At 60.2% G+C, this 15,625-nt stretch carries 12 protein-coding genes; 9 read left to right on the top strand and 3 right to left on the bottom strand.

The features are described from left to right. The first annotated feature begins 151 nt into the window (after positions 1–151). Positions 152–2,422, top strand: a complete 2,271-nt coding sequence (locus tag HQL98_05385; GenBank protein ID MBF0271498.1) for a response regulator — start codon at positions 152–154, stop codon at positions 2,420–2,422. Continuing rightward, a complete protein-coding gene (locus HQL98_05390; protein MBF0271499.1) occupies positions 2,403–3,524 on the top strand; it encodes a hybrid sensor histidine kinase/response regulator in 1,122 nt (373 codons plus the stop codon). Before HQL98_05385 ends, HQL98_05390 begins: the two co-directional genes overlap by 20 nt. A gap of 35 nt (positions 3,525–3,559) precedes the next feature. On the opposite strand, the gene HQL98_05395 is transcribed toward HQL98_05390, so the two are convergent. The 3 genes from HQL98_05395 to HQL98_05405 all read right to left on the bottom strand — a co-directional run bounded on the left by HQL98_05395 (position 3,560) and on the right by HQL98_05405 (position 7,041). After that, a complete protein-coding gene (locus tag HQL98_05395) occupies positions 3,560–4,603 on the bottom strand; it encodes a hypothetical protein (GenBank protein MBF0271500.1) in 1,044 nt (347 codons plus the stop codon). Then, positions 4,600–6,444: an anion permease gene (locus HQL98_05400; protein ID MBF0271501.1), complete on the bottom strand. Its 1,845-nt coding sequence runs from the start codon at positions 6,442–6,444 to the stop codon at positions 4,600–4,602. The genes HQL98_05395 and HQL98_05400 overlap by 4 nt, the downstream gene beginning before the upstream one ends. 249 nt (positions 6,445–6,693) lie before the next feature. Then, a complete protein-coding gene (locus HQL98_05405) occupies positions 6,694–7,041 on the bottom strand; it encodes a hypothetical protein (GenBank protein MBF0271502.1) in 348 nt (115 codons plus the stop codon). A gap of 352 nt (positions 7,042–7,393) precedes the next feature. Between HQL98_05405 and HQL98_05410 the strand changes: the two genes are divergently transcribed. From HQL98_05410 to HQL98_05440, 7 genes are all read left to right on the top strand, one after another. Then, complete coding sequence (locus tag HQL98_05410) at positions 7,394–8,140, top strand: serine/threonine protein phosphatase (protein ID MBF0271503.1); 747 nt, start codon at positions 7,394–7,396, stop codon at positions 8,138–8,140. Between the two features lie 77 nt (positions 8,141–8,217). Then, positions 8,218–10,173 (top strand): hypothetical protein, encoded by a 1,956-nt coding sequence (locus HQL98_05415; GenBank protein MBF0271504.1) that lies wholly within the window; start codon positions 8,218–8,220, stop codon positions 10,171–10,173. Then, entirely contained in the window at positions 10,170–10,637 is a 468-nt protein-coding gene (locus HQL98_05420; protein MBF0271505.1) for a hypothetical protein, read from the top strand. The genes HQL98_05415 and HQL98_05420 overlap by 4 nt, the downstream gene beginning before the upstream one ends. A gap of 82 nt (positions 10,638–10,719) precedes the next feature. Beyond that, positions 10,720–11,814, top strand: a complete 1,095-nt coding sequence (locus tag HQL98_05425; protein MBF0271506.1) for a hypothetical protein — start codon at positions 10,720–10,722, stop codon at positions 11,812–11,814. Between the two features lie 55 nt (positions 11,815–11,869). Next, a complete protein-coding gene (locus HQL98_05430) occupies positions 11,870–12,613 on the top strand; it encodes a zinc-dependent peptidase (protein MBF0271507.1) in 744 nt (247 codons plus the stop codon). Then, positions 12,610–13,494 carry a cysteine synthase CysM gene (gene cysM / locus HQL98_05435; protein MBF0271508.1) on the top strand — a complete coding sequence of 295 codons (885 nt, stop codon included), beginning with the start codon at positions 12,610–12,612 and terminating at the stop codon, positions 13,492–13,494. Before HQL98_05430 ends, cysM begins: the two co-directional genes overlap by 4 nt. A 44-nt stretch (positions 13,495–13,538) precedes the next feature. Further along, complete coding sequence (locus HQL98_05440) at positions 13,539–15,524, top strand: cation:proton antiporter (GenBank protein ID MBF0271509.1); 1,986 nt, start codon at positions 13,539–13,541, stop codon at positions 15,522–15,524. Positions 15,525–15,625 lie beyond the last annotated feature (101 nt).

The raw sequence follows: 15,625 nt of genomic DNA on the forward strand, positions 1-15,625 counted from the left end.
TGTCGGGGCAAGGGCTGTATGGAATATATGGCGTGAATGGGTGGGGATTGATGATGCCCACTTTGTTTTTTCGATCCGGCGATCTTTTCCGATCCGGTTGACCCATCCGAAGGCGGCGCACTTCCGGTCGTCGTCCAAGCGAGCGCGAAATATGAACGGGGCCCTTGTTGAACAGGCGCGGGTGCTGATCGTCGATGACCTGCCAACCAATGTCAAGGTGCTGGTGGAGACCTTGCGGGGGGAGTATGCGGTATCGGTGGCCACCCACGGTCCAGAGGCGTTGAGACTGGCTGGACAGGCTCCCATGCCGGATTTGATCCTGCTGGATGTCATCATGCCCGGCATGGATGGGTATGAGGTGTGCGAGCGACTCAAGGCCAGAGAAGTGACGCGGGAAATTCCGGTGATCTTCGTCACCGCCAAGGTGGATGCCAGCGACGAAGCCAAGGGATTCGCCCTGGGGGCGGTGGATTACATTGTCAAGCCGTTTCACAGCAACGCCGTGCTGGCCCGGGTGCGCAATCATCTGGAACTCAAGCGTCATCGGGACTCCCTGCGGCGCATGATGGAGGATCTGGCCCGGGCCAGGGACGCCGCCGAGGCGGCCAACCGGGCCAAAAGCGATTTTCTGGCCAACATGAGCCACGAAATCCGTACCCCCATGAACAGCATCATCGGCATGACCGAACTGGTCTTGGAAACCGAAGCCGATCCCACACGGCGCAAATATTTGAGTACGGCCCTGTCATCGGCCCGCAGCCTGTTGCGGCTGATCAACAATATTCTGGATCTTTCCAAGGTCGAAAGCGGCAATCTGCAACTGGAAACCGTGGTCTTCGACCTGCGGCAGGTGGTCGAGGAGTCTTTGGAATCCATGGCCATCCTGGCCCGGTCCCGGAAACTGGAGTTGACCTGGCAGATCGCGGCGCGGATTCCCAACTGTTTTTTCGGGGATCCCACCCGGTTGCGGCAGGTGTTGATGAATTTGCTGGGCAATGCCATCAAGTTCACCGAGCGGGGCGGCGTGGAGATCGGTGTGGAACCGGTTGCCGAAGGGATCCGTTTCGCGGTGCGCGACAGCGGAATCGGCATTCCCATGGATCGTCAGGGGCGGATTTTCGACCGGTTCACCCAGGGGGATCCTTCCGCCACCCGCAAATACGGGGGAACCGGTCTGGGAACCACCATTTCCAAAGAGATTGTGGAAAAGATGGGGGGGCGCATCTGGGTGGAGAGCGCGCCGGGTCAGGGGAGCACTTTTTATTTTGTCATTCCGTTGGAGTCGGCCAAGGGGGTACCCTGGTGCCGGGAGCGCCGCAATCCGGGGCGGGGGGTGGAACGGGGGGTGCTGATGCGGGCGCCGTTGCACATTTTGCTGGCGGAAGACGTGGAGGCCAACCGGATTCTGGCGGTCACCCGTCTCGAACAGCGGGGACACAAGGTGACCGTGGCCGAGGATGGCCTTTTGGCCCTGTACGCCTGCGAACGGCACCGTTTTGACCTGATCCTGATGGATCTGCAAATGCCCAACATGGATGGCCTGACCGTCACCCGTCGGATCCGGGAGCGGGAGGCCGGATCCAATCCCCCGGAACATGTGCCGATCATCGCCCTGACGGCCCATTCCATGGTCGAGGACCGGGAGCAGTGTCTGGCGGCGGGCATGGATGAGTTTGTCTCCAAACCCATCGATTTCGCGCGATTGTTTGGGATCATGGCCGGCATATTTCCGGCGACGGTCCGGGATGGCGTGCTTATGGAGTGTCGCGAAACCGTGGTCAAGGCGTCGGGATTCCCCGAATTGCCGGGGCTGGACGTGATGGCCGGCATCGGCATGTGGCGCGACGCCGGGAAATACCGTCAGGCTTTGATCGGATTTGCCCGGCGACACGCCGGGGATGCCCAGCGGATCCGGGAGGCGGTGCGGACCGGGAATTTCAGACTGGCCGAGGTGTTGACCCATGCCTTGAAGGGTGCGGCAGGATCCTTGGCCGCCGCGGAACTGGAAGAGGCCGCCGCGGTCCTGGATGGGGGATTGCGTACCGGCGCGCGCCATCTGGAGGCGCTGGTGGCGGGTGTGGAAGGGATTTTGTCCCGGGTGGTGGTCTCGTGTCGCACTCTGGATCCGGAGCCGGATGGGAGTCCAGCCACGGTGGCCTTGGAGGGCGGGATGGTGGTTGTGGAGGCGTGTCATGTGGCGCTGGTGGAGCGGATCGCCGCTGCCTTGGACCATGGGGACGCCCTGACCGCCGAGGCCGCCTTGCCGGAACTGGAGGCATGGTTGCACGGCACCCGTTTTGAATCCGGTTTTCAGGCTTTGGCCGAGTTGGTGGAGGAGATCCATTGCGTGCAGGCACAAGAAACGTTGCGTCAACTGATGGCTGATCTGGGAATGGAGCGGCATGGAAACGGAATCTCATAACTTCAAGATTCTGATCGTGGACGATGAACCCACCAATCTCAAACTGTTGAGGGAGGTGTTGCGTCACGAATACGCTTTGGTGTTCGCCAGAAACGGCGAGGAGCTGTTGCGTCTTGCCGCCGATGGACCGGATTTGATTCTGTTGGACATCATGATGCCCGACATGGATGGTTATGAAGCCTGTTCCCGGCTGAAATCCCATGAGGCCACCCGGGACATTCCGGTCATTTTCGTCACGGCCCGGATCGAGATCGAAGACGAGGTCAGGGGATTGGAGGTCGGGGCGGTGGATTATCTCACCAAGCCGATCCAGGGGGCCATCGTGCGTGCCCGGGTCAAGTCCCATTTGCAGTTGAGGCAGGCCCAGCAGATCATTCAGAAACAAAACGAGGAGTTGCGCAACGCCGCCAAATTGCGTGATGACGTGGAGCAGATCGTGCGTCACGACTTGAAAGGGCCGCTGAACGCCATAATCGGCATGCCGAGTGTGTTGATCGCCGAATGGAATCTGGACGAAGAGCAGGCCAAATCGTTGCAGGTGATCGAGGATGCGGGATTTCGCATGCTGGAGATGATCAATCGGTCTTTGGATCTGTACAAAATGGAGCGGGGCAGTTATCGGGTGATGGCCAAGCCGGTGGATGTGCTGCTGGTGTTGCGGCGGATTCTCTCCGAGTTGAACCGCCTAATGAACACCAGAAAATTGGTCATGCGCATTCTGGTGCAGGGGCGGCCCGTGCAGGGAGAGGAGCGGTTCCTGGTGTTGGGGGAGGAGTTGTTGTGTCACTCCATGCTGTCGAATCTGCTCAAGAACGGGGTGGAGGCCTCACCTCGGGGCGAGGAGTTGCTGGTGGATCTGACCCGGGACCAGGAGATGGCCCAGATCCGCATGGGCAACAAGGGCAGTGTGCCGGAGGCGATCCGGGGCACCTTTTTCGACAAGTTCGTCACCTCCGGCAAGAGCAACGGGGTGGGATTGGGCACCTATTCCGCCAGACTCATCGTCAACACCCTGGGGGGGACCATTCGTCTGGATGCTTCCCGGGAGGGGGAAACCGTCATCGTGATCCGTCTGCCCCATGGAGCGGAAGCGTCAGCCTGAAGCGGTCAGTCTGCGGCGCGACCCTGATTGATGGGTCATTCGTAATATTTGTTGATGGAGCGGGCCGCCGCTTCGTATACCCGGGGCAAGGTGAGATGACGGGCCAGCACCAGCGGAGCGCGCATGGCCACCACAAACTGCTCGGTGGCGCGCATGGGGGGCGGTTGGGGTGGTTTGTTGGAACCGATCAGGGTCAGGGCTAGTCGGGCCGCCACCTCGCCTTGTTCAAACGGAGAGGTGCCGATGGCCAGCATGCCCCCATCCTCGGCGAAAAATCCGTTGGTGCCGATCAGAGGCATGGTGGCGTGACGCTCGGTCCAGTCGATCAACTCCTGGGCCGGCACCAACTCCTGACCGGTGGCCGAACGCCGGATCTTGCGGTAATTCGAAGTGATCAGAAAATTCGCTTGACCCGCGCTTTCCCGCACCGCCTGTTGCCATGCGTCGAAGGTATCCACCAGTCGGGAATCCAGCACCCGGATCGGCGCCATGTCGTGGGCGCGGAAATTCTTTTCATCCCCCAGCACGGTTTCCGAGAGGTCACCGATGAAGCGGATGGCCAAGGGTTGACGCATGGCGTTGTGCTGGGCGATCAGCAGCAGGGTCTCCCGGAGGGCGGCCATGGGGAGCCGTTCGAGTATGCCGGTGACATTGCGGGCGTGATCGAAACCGTAGTCGGCGGGTTGATTGTTGACCCCGGCAAACACGATCTGGATGGTGGGATGGTCGATCAGATGGCGGGTGACATAATCCTGGGCGTCGTCGTCGATGGCGATGATCACGTCCGGCGGCGCGACATCGATCATGCGGCGTATCGAGGTGCCCGCGTTGGTTTTGAATTCCGGCCAGGGATGGCGTTTGGTGTCCAGGTAATACCAGGTGATGGCGCACTCCCGATGGTCATCCAGCACCCGGTGAAGCCCGATGTTGACATCCTTGACCCACGAATAATTTTTATCATAGCTGTGCAGGATCATGATCTTCGGTTTGCTGCCATTGAACCAGGCGGGCAGGATCACCGACAGAACGAAAAAAATGCCGATCAGCCATTTTTTGAGATGAATCGTCCAGAGTCTCATAACAGGCCCAGCATTTTCCAATAGGGGAACGAGGCGTAGATCGCCAGCAGGCGGAACAGGTTCATCCAGGCGTTGAAGGCCAGAAAGGTCGATTCCCGGTACAAGGTGTTGACCTCCTGAAATTTCTGGTAGTACGAGCATTGATAGGGCATGAACCAGATTTCGCCAAAAATCAGGATGATGAATCCTACGATCCAGGGATTCACCCCGTAGACTCCCGCCAGAGGGATGAACAAGGTGATCAGCACGATGATGGTGATGCTGATGGGGATCACCAGACGGACCAGGGAGACCAACAGGAACAACAGCAGCACGAAGAGTCCGAAGTCGTCGCGCATGGTGACGCCCAGTGTGGGCAACGCGCTGGCCAGATGCTGGTCCAGCCCCAGATGGTTGAACACGCTCACCAGTCCGGTCAGTTCGCACAGATACAGCAGAAAAGGCCAATCCACCTTTTCCGTCAGCTCTTTTTTTCGCAACGAGCCAAACAGCAGCAGACCATAGAAAATGGCCATGCCCAGCAGGGTGGGTTGAATCCGGTGCAGCGAGGAGGAGGCCATGCCCAGGATGAAGACCCCGATGCCCAGCAGAGCGGCCCACTCCCGGTGTTTGAGGGGGCCGAGGAGGGCCAGTTGGGATTCCAGTCTGGTTTTGTCGAGTCGGGGGGACTCCTGGTTGCGCAACAGCACGGAGGCGCATACCCCATGGGCCAGCAGCATGATCAGGGCGAACACGCTTGCCGCTGTCAGCCATCCCATACCCTGAAATTGATCCTGGGCCTGGGGGGATAGCAGGCTGAACAGGGCGAAGTTGACCGATTTGCTGGTGACGAACAGGGCGGACATCAGGCTCACCCCGTTGAAGGCGCTGACCGCCAATTGGGTGGCCGCGCCACCCTGGGGCGTGAAACGAAGGTTTTGGACCATATCCTCGAAAAAGGGGGTCACCATGGCCAGACGGGCATTGATGGACGGAATCATCGGGGTGAGAAAGAAACCGGTCATGGCGAGGCCGAAGTTGTTCCAGAAGCGGGAACCCGGCAGGTGATACAATAACAGCAGCAAGGTGCGATAGCCGAGTCCGGAGGAGACGATGACCGTGCTCAATCCCAGGATGCTCATGGCCATCAGAAAGCCGTTCGAGGTGAATCCGGAAAGTACCACCGCCGGGGGCACCAGACCGGCCATGAGAATGGCCACGATGGCGAACAGACCGGGGATGTAGTCGTCCACCAGGGTGAACATCCACATCATGACCGTGGCGGCGGAGATGGCCAGAAACGACGAGATGTTGCGATCCAGGTTCCAGTGTTCGCCGGCCACCAGCACGCCGATGGGCAGCAGCGTGGCCAGCAGCCAGCCCACGGACTGGCTGGAGGTGTGGTCGTCGGGTTTGCGGGTCGAGGCTTTCGGGGCCAGGGTGGGGAGGTGCTGACCGCTCATGCGGCTCATCAGCGCGCCGACGCAGGAGATCTGGACCTGGGGTTGTTCCGCCACCAGCGCCCGCAGCGCGGTCCGGGGAATGAACAGGGCCTCAACCGGGGTGATGGCCAGACAGGTCACGAAATAGCCGGCAAAATCGGTGGCGCTCTCTTCTCCGCAGCGGTCGTGTTCCACCAAAACCGTACTGCCATCTTCTTTTTGCAGACGGATTGTGCCAGAGGTTACCAGAAACAGCCCTTCCGCCGGGGTGTTGGCCTGGAACAAGGCGGTGTCCACGGGGCAGACGCGTTCTTCGATGGCCGGCAGCAGGCGGGCCAGCGCGGGGTAATGGCATTGTGTGAAAATCGGATCACGCAATAATCTTTCAATGATTTTCGATCCGGCATGCGTTGCGGACACGGCAGTTTGACCCTTGTGGATGGCGCGCACGAGTGGGGGGGGTGAAATCGGGTCAGAATAACCTCGAACCTTCACTCACTCAAGATGAATTGACAAGCGGGCGGTTCGGTGCAGGCGTCTTGGCAGGGAATGTCCAACAGGCGTCTTGGCAGGGGAGTGCCCATTCCAAGGTGCGCGGGGATGGGCCGGAAACCCAGGAAGCCGGGGCCATCCACGAGGGGCGGCCCCTGGCTTGCCGGTTGGGATCGGTCAGTGGATGGGGTGCAGGTCGCGGGTCTGGGCGACCCCGGCGGAATAGCCCCATTTCTCTTTCATTTCAAAGGCGGTTTCGATGATTTCGTCTTCCGGGATGTTCAAGTAGTTGGCGATGACACCGGTGCGCCAATAGGGTTCTCCGTGTTCGTCGTATCCGGTGGGTTGGGGATGGGGGCCGAAGATTTCCTCCATGGCCTGGCGCATGGCCTGACGCACTTGAGGCTCTTTGCTCATGGCCAGGTACTCCCAGGCATCGTCGAAGGCGGGATGTTCGGGGCCGACTTCCACGATCGACAGGGCTTGATCGATCCAGGATTCCATGTGCACTGGGGATATCATCATCCGTAACTCCCAAGGGTGAACCGTGAAACACGAAGGACCGTTTTCGCGTTTGAAACGGTCTGGAGAGCCTTGACGCAAAGTTTATGCCGGGTGGAAAAATGGCTGTTTTTCGGCTGTTCGTTTTCGGGCCATGGCGGAAGCGGGCAAAAATTGCCCGGGGCATGGGGTCAAATTTGCCCGTGCGGGCTGACTTGACGTGGATTTTTTCTTGCCAGAAGATAGCCGGGGGGGTAAACCCGTGTGTGATGGATCATGGACTCTTACAAAACAAGGCGATAAGCCGGTGCTCAGGTTTTTCAGATGGTTGTTTTCCTCTGTCTCCGACGACGACGCGGAGTGGAATGCGCCGCCGGTGCCCCCGGAGGAGAGGGTGCCGTTCGTGCCCCGGATTCCCGACCATACCCGTCTTTACGCGGTGGGGGATATCCATGGGCGTGCCGACCTGCTGCGCACTCTTCACGGGTTGATCCGGGACGATTGTGCCGGTTTGTCCGTTTCGGTGCGTCGGATCATCGTTTATCTGGGGGATTACATCGATCGGGGCGAAGACAGCAAGGGAGTGATCGACCTGTTGTTGAACGAGCCATTGCCCGGTTTCGAGACAGTGTTTCTCAAGGGAAACCACGAAGCCGAGTTGCAGGATTTTTTGGTCAATCCCACCGGTGGCCATCTTTGGACCCAGTGCGGGGGCATGAACACGGCGTTGAGTTATCAGGTGCGGGTGGCGCCCCGGATTGTGGCGGAAGAGCGCATGCGTGACCTGCGGGATCAATTGCTGGTGGCCATGCCGGTGGAGCATCAATCCTTTTTGGCATCGTTACGGTTTCGTTTTGAATTGGGAGACTATTTTTTCACCCATGCCGGGGTCAGGCCCGGCCTGCCTTTGAGCCAGCAAAGACCACCGGATTTATTGTGGATCAGAGACCCGTTTTTGTATTATGATGGCCATTTTGGGAAAATGGTGGTGCATGGCCATACCGTGGTGGCCGCTCCGGTCGTGACCACCAACCGCATCGGCATCGATACCGGAGCCTATCACTCCGGGCATCTGACTGGTTTGGTCCTGGAGGGGACGGAGCAACGGTTTCTGACCACCTGAAAATCAGAAACCAGCGGAAACTTGTCGCCGATCTGGCTCGGGGGTATGCTGTACCTTTATGGTTTGGGATCATGGTCATGTCAACTCTTGGGGATGGCAACGTGGACAAGCGCCGGATTGTTATTGCTCTGCTCATCGGCTGGGCCAGCGCCCAACCCGGTGATGTCGCGGCCTTCGCGGTGGGAGAGATCGCGGTTTTGTCTCCCCCGGCCCGCAAGTTCCGGGCGGAAATCCCGTTGCGTCTGAACGAAGGAGAGTCGATCAAGCTGGTCAGGCTGGGCAATGCCACGGATTACCGGGTCATGGGTCTGACCCGCGCCCAGTCGTTGGACAACATCACGGTCAAAACCGTCGAGAATGGGTCGGAAACCAGGGTCTATCTCTCCTCCGACACCCCCTTGTCCCCGAAGGGGTTCGATCTGTTGTTGCGGGTCACCTCCTCCAAGCATACCAATTTTCCGGTGTTTCGCATTCAGGGCAACTCCCCCTCCCTGACCAGTGGTGATTTGGCCCAGGAAAAATCCGCTGCCAAACCGGGTTCCGAGGCCGCTTCGGGGGCGTCAGCCGCCAAGGGGGAGACCGTCTCGTCCGCCGCCAAAACCGAAACCTCCGTCGCCAAAGCGGAGACCCCACCCAAAGCGGAGACCCCACCCAAGGCGGAGACCCCACCCAAAGCGGAGACCCCACCCAAAGCGGAGACCCCACCCAAAGCGGAGACCCCAGCCAGAAAAGAGACTTCCTCCAAGGCGGAAGCGCCGGCCAAAAAGGAGACTGCCGCCAAGGGAGAGCCTGCGGCCAAGGCGGCTGGTGGCGAAGTCAGGGTGCCGTTGGAGGCCCAGTTGGCCATCGAGGCGAAGTTGGCCGAGGAAGAGGCCAAGGCCGCCGAGGCCAAATCCAATCCCAAGGGAAAAACTCCGCTCCAGGGGGCCAAGAGTCTATCGGGCCAGACCAGTCCGTCTTTGTCCCCCGGCGGCAAACAGTATGGTCCGGTTCGGGCCGGCGACACCCTCACTTCCATCGCCCGTGGTCTGCTCACCAGCAAGGGCGTGACGTTGCATCAGTTCATGGCCGGCATCTATGAGCGCAATCCGGAACATTTTCTCTCCGGCAACATGAACAATCTGATCTCCGGCGGGATTCTGAAAATCCCTTCCATGGATGAAGTCCGGGCCATCAACGACCGTCAGGCCCGGGTGTTGTGCATGGCCCACACCAAGGCCTGGGAACAGATGCTGGCAGGTCAGAACGTGCCACCCCCGCCGCAAAATGTGCTGCTGGTGCCCATCGACGGGGCCAAACCCGCCTCCTCCGCGTCTTCTCCCACTGCCCCGTCCGGGGAGGCCGTTGTGGCCGCCGCGGCGTCGGGAGAGCCACGGACCACGGCACCCGCCCCCCGTGAGGAGCCTCACGCCGCGTCGCCGCCCCAATCCCAACTGGTGAGCATCGCCCCGCCGGGCAGCGGAGGGGGGCTGGAGAATATCCTGGTCCGGTTGCAAAGCCAGTTGGGGGAGTTGACCGAGGTGCTGAAAAGCAGTCAGGCCCAGCAGGTCAAGCTGGAGTCCCGGGTGTCGGCCCTGGAGCTTTCCCGTACCGATGGGGAGTCCCTGGCCAATCGGGTCGCCGCTTTGGAAAAAGCGGTGCGGACCGCTCCGCTCCAGGCCGCAAGCGGTGGGACTTCGACTCCGGTGCCGGATGGCCAGCCGCCGCTGGCCTGGGTCGGGGCGTTGTTCGCCGTGGCAGGATTGCTGTTTGCCGGGGTGCTGGCCTGGTTGGGTCGGCGCTGGAACCGACAGGCCCAGCAGGATGGCTTGAGGCAACTGCTGAGCGTGACCGCCAAGGAGTATCCGGAAGTGGCGCGGGATATCATACGCCAGTTCGACACCCGCAAGAACGAGCCGTTCATTCCATCGATTCACGCGGGCAAACTGGACGGCGTGCCTCCGCCTCCGGGCAAAAAGGTGGTCAATGGTGATCTGTTGCACAGCGTGAATCGGCTCAGCGCCATGGATGCGGGTCGGGGAGAGACGAAATGATCAAGGTGGTGCGTGGTCTTTTGGTGGGGCTGGGATTGGGGTTCGCCCTGTTGTACGCCAGTGATCAGTCTTTGCAGATCTATCTGGCCTCTCTGGCGTTGATGGTGCTGGTGGGGTTGTTGATTCCTTTGGAACAGCAGGAGCGTCAACTGGGTCGGCAGGATGATAAACTGGAGCAGTTGCTCGCCATGACCCGGGCCATCGATGGCCGTTTGCACACGTTGGAGGAACGGGTGGAGGCGCTCAAGATCCTGGTCGAGGCGGATGCCGAAGACGATGAGGAAGAGGACGAACCCGCACCCCGTTTTGAAATTCGCGACGATCCGGAACGGGATCGTTATTTCCCGGCCATTCAGTCCAGTCTGCCCGAGAGTCGCTCGGTGATGGGCCATGGCCGGCGTACCGTGGAGCGCAGTGTCGAGGATGTGGCGCGCAAACTGGCCTCCATGCAGCGCGGTGATTGATTGCCGTTGACTTTGCCAAAGGGTTGACCTAAATCTCATGCCTGTCCATTTTATCAAAACCCATCAGGAGGAAAATCGCCTCATGAGCACATCCTCTGACACCCCGGCATCCCCGGCGGCGCCTGTTTTGCACTCCTCTACCCCTCCGGTCGTCCGTCCCCCCGCCCCGGTGCGTCTGCCGCAGGTGAACCTCGGACTGGACGTGGGCACCATGAATCTGGTGTGCGCCCGGGCCAATACCCTGGGAAAAATCGAGATCTCCAGCTTGAGAAACGTCTTTCTGACCGTGGATGACGTGAACATCGAAGGCATGGACCTCTCCAAAATTAGCCATGCCCGCATCGATGACGGCGTGTTCATTTTGTCTCACGATGCCTATAATTTTGCCAATATTTTTGGCCACCGTCTCAGCCGCTCGATGCAAAAGGGCATGATCAGTCCCGAGGATATCAACTCCACAGATATCCTGGCGGTGATGATCCGTGAACTGTTGGCCATCGAACCGGGGGTGATGCCGGGCAAGTGTGTCTATTCGGTGCCTGGGGATCCCATCAACTCCAAATCCAATGTGTTGTATCATCGCAATATTCTGGGCCGGATCATCGATGAGATCGGGTTTGAGGCCGAACCTCTCAACGAGGCCACCGCCATTATCTACGCCGAGTGCGCGGATTCGGATTTTTCCGGGATCAGCATCTCCTTCGGGGCCGGATTGACCAACGTGGCGGTGGTCTACAAATCCATTCCGGTGCTGGAGTTCGCTCTGGGACGGGGCGGGGACTGGATCGACGACAATGTGGCCATGGCGGTCGGTACCATTCCCAACCGGGTGGTGGCCATCAAGGAGAAGGATTTCCATCTGGACCGCTTCGACATGGGCCGCAAGAAAGAGCGCAAGGTCCGGGAGGCGTTGGGTTTTTATTACAAGAATCTTATTCAGTTCGTGGTCAAAAGCTGTTTGCAGGAGCTGGACCGGCGGGATTTGGATCTGGGATTCCCGAATCGCATTCCGTTGATCATCTCCGGAGGCACTTCGTTGGCCGGGGGATTCCTGGACTACATCCGCGTCCAGGTGGAAGAGAGTTCCTGGCCTTTGGAGCTTTCCGAAGTCCGGTACGCGGGGGATCCTTTGAGCTGCGTGGCCCAGGGATGCCTGATCAAGGCTCTGAAGCAGTGAATTCAATCTGATTTCCTTTGTCCGCTCATTCAAGCGTCGCCGGATTCTGGCCGCCATGTCCCCGGATCAGGGGGTATGGCGGCGCTTGATGCGGCGTGTCGCGTTGTTCGCGGGGTTGACCGACGCCGAGCACATGGCGTTGCGTCAGCTCGCGGAGCTGTTTTTGCACGAAAAGAATCTCGATCTGGTGGGTGGGGTCCGGCTGGAAGAGGATCAGCGGCTGCTGTTGGCCGCCCTGGCCTGTCTGCCCATTCTGTCACTGGGTATGGATGCCTACGACCACTGGGAAACCCTGATTGTCTATCCGGGCAAGTTCACCCCCGGTCGATCCGAGGTGGACGAGGCTGGCGTGGTCCACCCGTCCAAATCCCGGGTGGGAGAGGCGTGGCCCAATGGTCCGGTGATCGTGTCGTGGCGGGATGTGGAACGGGATCTGGCCGGGGATTGGGAATATCCCATGAACGTGGTCATTCACGAGATGTGTCATCAGTTGGATGGGCGCACCGGGGGATTCGACGGCGTGCCTCCTTTACCTTCCGGAATGGATCGCCGCTGCTGGATCCGGGAGTTTACCACCGCCTTCACGGCCTTGCGTCAGGCGGTCGGGCATCAACGCGAAAGTTTGATCGATCCTTATGCCGGGGAGTCTCCGGCGGAATTTTTTGCCGTGGCGTGTGAAACCTTTTTTGTGGACCCGGAATGCCTCGACGCGGGGTATCCTGAAATTTACGCCTTGTTGAAACTTTATTTTCGGCAGGATCCGTTGGCGCGGATTGGCCGGGGGAGTGCAAAGAGATGATCACCTTGGAAACCTGTGTTGGCAATACGCCGTTGGTGGACCTGACCCGTTTGCCCCTGCCTTTTAAGGGAACGCGCATTCTAGTCAAGCTGGAGGGCAACAACCCGGCGGGATCGGTGAAGGATCGGGCCGCCTTGAGTCTGTTCAACGGGGCCGAGTCCAGGGGTGTGCTCAAACCCGGCATGCGCATCATCGAACCCACCAGCGGCAATACCGGTATCGCCCTGGCGATGATCGCCGCCCGCAAGGGGTATCGGATCACGCTGGTGATGCCGGAAAACATGACCCTGGAACGGCGCGCCATCATGAAGGCGTTCGGCGCCCATCTGGAACTGACCCCCGAGGCCGGCAGCATGGAAGGGGCCATCGATCGGGCACGGGAGATGGTGGAGTCCGGGGAGGGGATTTTGTTCGATCAATTTTCCAATCCCGACAACTGGATGGCCCATTATCGCACCACCGGTCCGGAAATTTGGGCCCAGACCGATGGTCAGGTGACCCATTTCGTCAGCGCCATGGGGACCACCGGGACCATCATGGGGGTCTCCCGGGCCTTGAAAGAGCGCAATGCCGCCATTCGGATCATCGGCGTGCAGCCGGATGCGGAATCCCGTATTCCGGGCATCCGCCGCTGGCCCAAAGAGTATCTGCCCAGAATTTTCGAGCCGCAACGGGTGGATCAGATTCTGGATGTCCACGAAGAAGAGGCCCGGGAGGTGACCCATCGTCTGGCCCGGGAGGAGGGGATCTTTGCCGGTCATTCGGCGGGCGGGGCGGTGGCGGCGGCTTTGCGTCTGGCCGGAGAGTTGACCCAACCCGGCGTGATCGTCACCGTGTTGCCGGACCGGGGAGATCGTTATCTTTCCAGCTCATTGTTCTAAGGACGGTTTTTTTAACCGGAGCATGTGACGGACTGGAGAGCGCCATGGGCATTGCGACCGATATGGTCATCATCGTGGTGGCGGCGCTGCTGGGTGGGGGCATCGCCCATCTGCTCAAGCAGCCTCTGATTCTTGGTTACATCGTGGCGGGAATTGCGGTCGGACCGTATTCCGGCGGCGTGACCGTGACCCAGATTCACGATATCGAACTGCTGGCCGAAATCGGCGTGGCCTTGCTGCTGTTCGCGTTGGGGTTGGAGTTTTCGTTCAAGGATCTGCGTCCGGTACGCAAGGTGGCCCTGTTGGGCACCCCTTTGCAGTTGATCGCCAGCATGCTGTTGGGGTATGGCCTGGGGCGTCTGGCGGGTCTTTCCTGGCAGGTCTCCTTGTGGTTCGGGGCCATGGTTTCGTTGTCCAGCACCATGGTGATCCTCAAAACCTTGATGAACCAGGGCTGGATGGGAACCCTCTCCAGCCGCGTGATGATCGGCATGCTCATTGTCCAGGATTTGGCCGTGGTGCCGATGATGATCATCCTGCCCCAGTTGGATCACCCGGATATGGGAGCCTCGGTGCTGGGTCGGGCCGCCCTCAAGGCCGTGGTGTTTCTGGTGGTCATGGTGCTGGTGGGAACACGGTTCCTGCCGTGGCTGATGCGCCAGATCGCCCGCTGGAACTCCCGCGAAATGTTCGTGCTTTCGTTGTTGGCCATGGGGTTGGGGGTGGGCTATGCCACCTATCTGGCGGGCCTCTCCTTCGCCCTGGGAGCCTTTGTCGCCGGGATGGTGTTGGCGGGATCCCATTTTGGTCATCAGGCGTTGAGCGACATCACCCCGGTGCGGGATCTGTTCGCCATGCTGTTTTTCGTGTCGGTGGGCATGATGCTCGATCCGGCCTATCTGGTGGATCACATCGGTCTGGTGGCCATGCTGGTGGTGTTGGCGGGCGTGGGCAAAGGGGCGATTTTCTTTGGTGTCTCCCGGCTGTTCGGTTATGGCAACGTGGTGCCCTGGGCGGTGGGCCTGGGACTGTTCCAGATCGGTGAGTTCGCCTTTGTGCTGGCCCGGATCGGCCATGCCGGAGGCTCCATCGACAAGGATGCCTATGCCCTTTTTCTGACCGTGACCATCGTCACCATGCTGCTGACGCCCCTGGTTTCCGGCATGACTGCCACGTTGTACGCCCTGACCCGTCGCCGCAGCGCGGCGGAACCCCTGGATACCGTCACCTTGCCCGCCGAGGGCAACGAGGGACATGTGATCGTGATCGGCGCGGGTCGGGTGGGTCGTCAGGTGGCGGATTTGCTGGGACGCATCGGTGTGCCCCGTCTGGTGGTGGAGATGGATCTGCATCGGCTGGAACGGATCCAGGAAATGGGCGCTCCGGTGCTGTACGGCGATGCCACCAGCGAGGTGGTGTTGCGGGCTGCTGGTGTCGAGAAGTGTCGCATGCTGATGATCACGATTCCGGATCTGGTCACGTCGTGCGCGGTGATCACCCGTGCCCGGGAGATCCACGATGCCGTGGAGGTGGTGACCCGGGTGACGGGCCTGGAGCATATCGAAGAGGTCCGTAAATTGAAGGCTCCGGATGTGGTCTGGCCCCATCTGGAGGCCGGTCTGGAAATGGCCCGTCACGCCATGGTGTTGATGGGCATGCCCCCTGCGGCCATTCATCGTCTGGCCTGGAATTCCCGTCGGGAGATTTACGCCGCCCTGGGCGAGGAGGAAGAGGGGGTGGTTCGCTCCATGGATCATCTGCGGGCTGCCGAAAATCTGTTTGATCTGGAATGGGTGGCGGTGCAGACCCGTTCCTCTCTGGAGGGCCGTACCATCGGGGAGATTGATGTGCGCAAGAACAGCGGGGTATCCATCTTGTGTGTCTGGCGTCACGGCGTGCCGCACAACAATCCTGGTCCGGATTTCTGCTTGCAATCCGGGGATCTGGTGGCCATCATCGGGGCAACCGAGGCCCGTGGGGTTTTTTGTCGATTGGCTGAACCCATACCCGAGCAAGGAGTCGAGGCATGAATGGTTGGCGTCGTTTTTCTTCCCTGAGTCTTTCAGGTCTGGCTCTGGGGCTGTGGGTGGTCGCCGGAGGGGTCGAAGCCCATGAGGCACCCCAACTGACC

The organism is Magnetococcales bacterium (genome assembly GCA_015231755.1).
In the GTDB taxonomy this organism is placed as follows: domain Bacteria; phylum Pseudomonadota; class Magnetococcia; order Magnetococcales; family Magnetaquicoccaceae; genus Magnetaquiglobus.